Raw genomic sequence first — 6061 nt, 5'->3', positions numbered from 1 at the left:
ACTACTTGTTTTTAGTGACTTGCGCTGTGTGATAAACTGTTAAGTGAGAAGAGCCCTTAAACTTTGCGGAGCGAATGCCCCAAAAATTTGGAGCGGGAGACGGGGCTCAAACCCGCGACCTTCGCCTTGGCAAGGCGACGCTCTATCAACTGAGCTACTCCCGCGTTTAACACGCGTTGTTCGTGAGGCACTAATCTAATGCGCTGACCCCGCATCGTCAAGCGATAAAAAACGATAAAATGAGTGCTTATCAATAAAGCAAAGATCATTAAAAATGAACTAATAAAGCTTACTGAATAAGCGACACCGGTAATGCGCGAAACAACGCACTTAACATCTCGGCACCGGCCTCGGGCACTACACGGTCATCAACACCGTTCATGGCTTCAGGAGCAACTCGCAACGATCCCGTATACGAACCTAAAGCAATCGCATGCGGGCCATACACCGGCACGATATACTCAGTTAAACCGGTATCCGGTGGCAGCACCGAAGCCGCACTTTCAACTAAGCCATCCATTGGTGAACCCTGCTCTTGCCAGTGATAAGTCGGCGTTTTTAAAAAACCTTCCCACATACTTAAGTGGGTCACACCTTCCGGGCCTTCAGGGATGGCTGGAAGACTTAACCACTTCATACTCGGAAACATTCGTTTTACTTTTATAGGATCGTGGCCTTTCCACACATCCATTGATAATGAATTCACACCCTTAATTGTATCGCCCTTACCGGTTAAACGTAATAAGCCACGCACGAATAACGGAATCGGCTGGTTCGAGTTAACCAGGTAATCGGCCACAAAAGACGGACGGATCACGCCGCTTAATGAGACCATTAATTTAACTTTCTCGCGCTGTTCAAGTGATAACGATGAACTCTGCTCAAGAAAGAATTTGATAAAATCGGCCACACCTTTACTGGCTGCGACCAGAATAACTTTATTCAATTTCGGTAAACGCTCATGCATCATCTGCTTTAACATCACCGAGTTGTAGTCACTGCCCAGGTTGGCATCGACCATTAACATTTCTGACTGAAAACCTAAAGCGCGGATTTCGGCGGCAGCCTTTTGGATTAATGCTGCATTCGCACTTTTTTCGCCGCCGATTCCTAAGACTAAGTACACGCCGATATTCTGGCGTTCAGCCGCAGGAATAGTTGCAAACGAATCTGCATAAGTAAAATTCTTATCGGCGGTGGTCTTTAAAATGCGCTCCAATAGCTGTCCCCGCGAAGCATCTTTCTTTGCCAGCTCCTGCACTAAAACATCACGCGCCACACGTAGGCCGTTATCCTCAGACACCTGGCGGATATAAGCCAGTAAGTCTAAATTTCCCTGCAAAGTATAATGCTCTGGTGCTGGCGCTGCCACCGGCTTACCGCACTCACCGCCGCTGACAAAGACATTCCAGCACTCACGCACATCCTGCGGGGTATCTTTTTTTAATTTAATCGATGACCAGTTCAAACTGAGGTCGTGCTGCGGCCCTTTTTCATGTGAACGGTGCGGAGTTCTGAAGCGGCGTAAAAAATTAGAGTTATGATCGTACTCGACATTGTAATGATATTTAAAGTATCTGGAAAAGTATTCAGGCACATCACGCCAGTCTGAGCGCGTGTTCTTACCGGCAAATGCCGCCGATGCAGCCATCACAGTGATCAACGATACGGTTGTTAATTTTCTGATAAACATACTTACTCCGTTATTATTTCGAGAACTGTCGCATTAAAACATTATCAATTTTAATAAGCACTTTACGTAAACCTGATAGATCCAGCACGCGGTGATGAATACTCTCTTCGGTTTTAATCACATCAAGTTCGGCTTTGATATCCTGCAGGCGCGAAGAGATTTTTGCCATTTTAACTTTGACTTCGTCCTCGATCATCGCCCGCGAGTGCACCATCGCACCTTCATCAAGTCGGCCATTGGCCTGAATGTCGGCATCATCCAAATATGGATTTAAATCTGTTAACAATTGACTCTGGATATCCCAAAGCACACTGTTCTGCGACAAGGTATCTACCACCTCAGTCATAGCTTCAAAGTACATATGTAACAGTTTTTCATCACCGGCTACTTTACGATCGATGCGGCTTTCGTAACTATAAATCAGCTGCTTGTCAGAATTCTTCGTCATTTTCCAGTTCGGAAAAGTCGGAATAGAGCTGGTATGCATTTTTTCAGAGAACGAATCATCCATATCCCACGGGCTTATATCAAAAACGATTGCGCCGGTTTGTGGGTTGGTTTTACCAAAGAAATAAACTTCATCCGTGTAGTCACCGTTTTTAATAATATAATTAAACGCCAGCCATTTCAGATAGTTTTTAAGGTTTAAATTTTTCTGTAAAGCAGCAATCAGCTCATCGCCTTCTAATTCACGGATTGACCTATGTACGGCCTTTAAGGTTTTTTGGTATTTTAACACCTGGGCTTCAGTTAAATCTTTTTTAGCGCCTTTAAGTTCTAAATCATCATTGTAGCGGCGACGGAAAACGACTTCAGCGTCCTGCTCTTTCATTAGGTTATCCGTCTGATTTTCGGTCAACATATAAAGGCCCTGCGATAAACCGTTGATTTTAACTTCGGCAAACTGTGTCTGAAGTGAATGAATGCCAATGGCTTTTAGTAAACTGTAACCAATGCTGTTTTTAACAAACAATTTATCCATCGCGCCCGCCGACAAAACTATCTGTTTTGATTTAAGCGATCCGATTTTTAACTTTTTCTTTTCGCCATTTTCTTCTTTTAATACCTTGACGCTAAAATTCTTGCGCGGAAACTTAATTGAACTCTGCCCGCGCGACGACAACTGAACCTGCTCTTGATCGGTCAAGTTGCCTTCAGAAAAGACCTGCATGTTGACATTCGACACTTCAACTTTTTTATCCGCCGTAAGGGCTTCGCGCGAGGGCTGATCCATCGTAATTTCAATACGGTAGCTGCCTTTGGTGTTAACGTGAGCCAAGCTAACCTTTGGGCTCGTAGCAATTAGACTTAAAAGAACCAGATTTTTAATGATTACTGAGTGTTTCATTTTGCTACACCTTTTCTAGTTAAAGATTCATGTAATATGAAATCCAAAACAGAGACCAGCTTAGGCTGGTCTTATAATCAAATTGGTTTAGTCAGCAGTGAAAAACTTTTCGACAGTGCTTGGGTGAATTAATCAGCGTGGGCAGATTTCAATTTCTGTATTTACGCCGACCACTGAGAAAATCTCGTCAATTTCCTGATCGGTAACGGCTATGCATCCTTGGGTCCAGTTAAAATAGGTATGGGCCTGCGTCATTGCCCAGCGACGAATCTCAGAGCTTTCATCCTTCGGTAATCCGTGAATCATGATATCACCGCCCGGATCCACACCCTTGGCTTTAGCAAAAGCTTTGTCACGGGCATTCGGATAAGAAACGCGCAAGGCTTTGTGATACGATGATTTCGCATTTTTTAACTCGACTCTGTACATACCCTCGGGAGTGCGCCCATCACCTTGACGGATTTTATTGCCGTTATAAAAACCAAACCCGAAGGTCACATCATAAGATTTATAGACACGTTCCCCGCTGAGTAAATATAACTTACGGCCTTTTTTAGAAATAACAATGCGGTCGATCTTATTACGCTCATCCAGATGGGTGATTGGGGTAAGTTCGCGCAGCTTAAACTCATCCCTGCAGTAGCGTGTGCCTTTTAGATCGGCTGACTTTACAGCTGCGGCCGCTTTACCGGCAGCCAACCCAACAGCCGAAGCTAGAAAGACCAATGAAAAAAGCGATAAGTGTAAAATGCGAGATATTTGCATGCTGAAAAAACAGTGCAGTTCTTATTCCGTCGTTAGCTCCAAATTAACGAAGCCTGCTGTCTAAGAATAAGACAGGTTGACAAATTACCATAATTAACCTGCAAGCCTTTACAAGCAGCACCAAGTGCTCAATTCAAATCCATACGCACGCTGCAGGCCATCATCTGACCGCTTCCATCTGTTAATCCTAGGACGATTTTTATTTCTGCGCTATGCCTAGTTTATTCAACAAATTTTATCGAGGAGAACCAAAATGAAAAGAATGTTATTTGTCTGTGCAGTATTTACTGCCTTTAACTCAATGGCCAACGATCAACTGGGCTTTAAAGGTGAATCAGAAGCCTCAGTCGTGATGATCGACGGTCTGTCAAAATCAGAAACTTACGGCGCAAAATCAAAGAACACCTACACGTTTGAAAGCAACGACAATGTATCGATCTTCGGTAAGTACCTAAGAACAGCTACCCAAGCAGCCGGTGCTGCAGCCGAAACTGAAACTGCGCTAAACTGGGAAGCTGGTGCTAGATACGAAAAATCGTTTACTGAAAATTTAAACGGCTTCATTCAACATAAGGCTGAATCTGATCCCTACAATGGTATTTTTACGCAAAGAGATTCTACCGATTTAGGTGCGAAGTACTTCTTCATGAAATCTGATGCGACAACGATTTTTACTGAACTGGGTGTTCGTTACTCATCACAGATTCCGGATTATGTTGTTGATGGTGAATTAAAAAAATCAACAACTGCAGGCCGTGCTTACGTGGAAGGCTCGCATAAGTTTAACGAAGCCACTGCCGGCAAACTTTGGGTTGAACACGTACCGAATTTTGACGACAGCGACCTTAACTACACCAAAGCTGAAGCTTCACTGTCAGTCACCATGAACAGCACCTTGTCGCTTAAAACTGCTTACGAAATTTACCACCGTGAAGTGGGGCCGAAAAAAGATACAACAACATGGACAACAGCCTTGGTTGCACGATACTAATTTAAAGACCATATATACAGAGAGGATGTTATTATGATGGAAGAATTTAAAAAGTTTATCGCCCAGGGTAACGTAATGGATTTAGCAGTCGGTGTAATCATCGGCGGCGCGTTCGGAAAAATCGTAAATTCACTGGTAAATGATATTTTAATGCCGCTAATCGGTTTGTTAATGCGCGGTGTGAACGTAACTCAGAAGTTCATTGCTTTAGATGGGGGCACTTATGCCACGATCGAAGAAGCTAAAACCAAAGGTGTTGCCGTTCTAGCTTACGGTAATTTCGTACAGGGCCTTATCGATTTTTTAATTATTGCGTTTGTGTTATTCATGATTGTGAAACAGACGAACAAATTAAAAGCTCAGGCTCCGGCTGCTGCGCCAACTAAATAGTTTAAACCGCGATCTTTTTGAGCCACTGATTAAGTTCAGCGACTCGATCAGGTGTCATATCCAGGGGAGTAAAGTAATACAAATTACTCTCCTTGCGGTCGAACCTAATATCAATCACTAAATCTTTAGTAAAACTGATTTGCACCGTTTTGTTTTCAATTGATTCCGGAGCTTTGGCAAAACAGTTCACAATCAGCTGGTGGCTGGTCAAAGTCATCAGTCGGCCCCAAGGGCGATCACTGCCAAAGCTAAAGAAAATTTTTCGGTAAGATTTTAAATGTAGGATCTTTTCTACCGGACCACTGCCCGCCCCAAGTACAAAATCAGAAGCTGGCTTCGACGGTGCCGGCGCCGGTACCGGTTCAGTTTTAACTTCTGGCACTAAAGGTGCCGGTGCCGGAACCTGTGGTTTCGGTTTTGGTTTAAGCGCTGCCGCTCGCGCCATCGCTTCACTCATCAACTCTTCTTTTGATTTAATACGCCACACCAACTGATCGGCGATAAATAAAAATACCGAAAGGTTAACTGCAAACGCGCCCCATCCCAGAGCCCCTTGCCATTCTTTCGATTTGTAATTGAGAATTTGCATGACCAGGTGGGTTCCAACTAACACCAGAACCGCTTTCCACGCCTTGGTTGAGCCCGAGAGCATGATACAGCCGATCACGATACTGCCGAATGCCAGAATATAATTAGCGATAGAGCCGCTCATTAAATATGAAGAGATACTGATATATCTCCAGGAAATACCCGATTTAGAATTTAAAACCAAAAATTGAATAAAAATATTTACAAATGGAGCAATGATCAGTCCCAGACCGAATAATTGGATAACCCATTTACGCTCAAGAAATCTGGTGACTATGATCATGCC

6 protein-coding genes and 1 tRNA gene are annotated in these 6061 nt (G+C 43.7%); 2 read left to right on the top strand and 5 right to left on the bottom strand.

The genetic code is table 11. The features are described from left to right. Positions 1 to 88: 88 nt before the first annotated feature. The 4 genes from AC04MM_RS14485 to AC04MM_RS14470 form a co-directional block, all read right to left on the bottom strand. Positions 89 to 164 (bottom strand) — tRNA-Gly (locus AC04MM_RS14485). Between the two features lie 125 nt (positions 165 to 289). Continuing rightward, a complete protein-coding gene (locus AC04MM_RS14480) occupies positions 290 to 1693 on the bottom strand; it encodes a hypothetical protein (protein ID WP_475381098.1) in 1404 nt (467 codons plus the stop codon). A gap of 13 nt (positions 1694 to 1706) precedes the next feature. Beyond that, complete coding sequence (locus tag AC04MM_RS14475; RefSeq protein WP_475381097.1) at positions 1707 to 3041, bottom strand: CotH kinase family protein; 1335 nt, start codon at positions 3039 to 3041, stop codon at positions 1707 to 1709. 132 nt (positions 3042 to 3173) lie between these two features. Beyond that, positions 3174 to 3806 (bottom strand): L,D-transpeptidase family protein, encoded by a 633-nt coding sequence (locus tag AC04MM_RS14470; protein WP_475381096.1) that lies wholly within the window; start codon positions 3804 to 3806, stop codon positions 3174 to 3176. Positions 3807 to 4059: 253 nt separating this feature from the next. Here AC04MM_RS14470 and AC04MM_RS14465 point away from each other — a divergent pair, with 253 nt between their 5' ends. Both AC04MM_RS14465 and mscL read left to right on the top strand, forming a co-directional pair. After that, on the top strand, positions 4060 to 4797 hold the full coding sequence (locus tag AC04MM_RS14465; RefSeq protein ID WP_475381095.1) for a DUF481 domain-containing protein: 738 nt from the start codon (positions 4060 to 4062) through the stop codon (positions 4795 to 4797). Positions 4798 to 4830: 33 nt separating this feature from the next. Further along, the gene (gene mscL / locus AC04MM_RS14460; RefSeq protein WP_475381094.1) at positions 4831 to 5187 is read left to right on the top strand and encodes a large conductance mechanosensitive channel protein MscL; all 357 of its coding nucleotides are present in this window, start codon (positions 4831 to 4833) and stop codon (positions 5185 to 5187) included. Position 5188: 1 nt separating this feature from the next. Here mscL and AC04MM_RS14455 read toward each other — a convergent pair whose 3' ends face one another. Further along, entirely contained in the window at positions 5189 to 6058 is an 870-nt protein-coding gene (locus AC04MM_RS14455; protein ID WP_475381093.1) for a hypothetical protein, read from the bottom strand. Positions 6059 to 6061: the final 3 nt, after the last annotated feature.

It is taken from the genome of Bdellovibrio sp. SBM16 (assembly GCF_056175625.1).
The sequence above is the reverse complement of the archived record's forward strand: the minus strand, read 5'-3'. Positions and strand labels throughout refer to the sequence as shown.

Bases quoted from the DNA above. Each gene is read 5' to 3' on its own strand.
- AC04MM_RS14480 (WP_475381098.1), bottom strand. From the start codon at position 1,693: ATGTTTATCAGAAAATTAACAACCGTATCGTTGATCACTGTGATGGCT.
- AC04MM_RS14455 (WP_475381093.1), bottom strand. From the start codon at position 6,058: ATGATCATAGTCACCAGATTTCTTGAGCGTAAATGGGTTATCCAATTA.
- mscL (WP_475381094.1), top strand. From the start codon at position 4,831: ATGATGGAAGAATTTAAAAAGTTTATCGCCCAGGGTAACGTAATGGAT.
- AC04MM_RS14470 (WP_475381096.1), bottom strand. From the start codon at position 3,806: ATGCAAATATCTCGCATTTTACACTTATCGCTTTTTTCATTGGTCTTT.
- AC04MM_RS14465 (WP_475381095.1), top strand. From the start codon at position 4,060: ATGAAAAGAATGTTATTTGTCTGTGCAGTATTTACTGCCTTTAACTCA.
- AC04MM_RS14475 (WP_475381097.1), bottom strand. From the start codon at position 3,041: ATGAAACACTCAGTAATCATTAAAAATCTGGTTCTTTTAAGTCTAATT.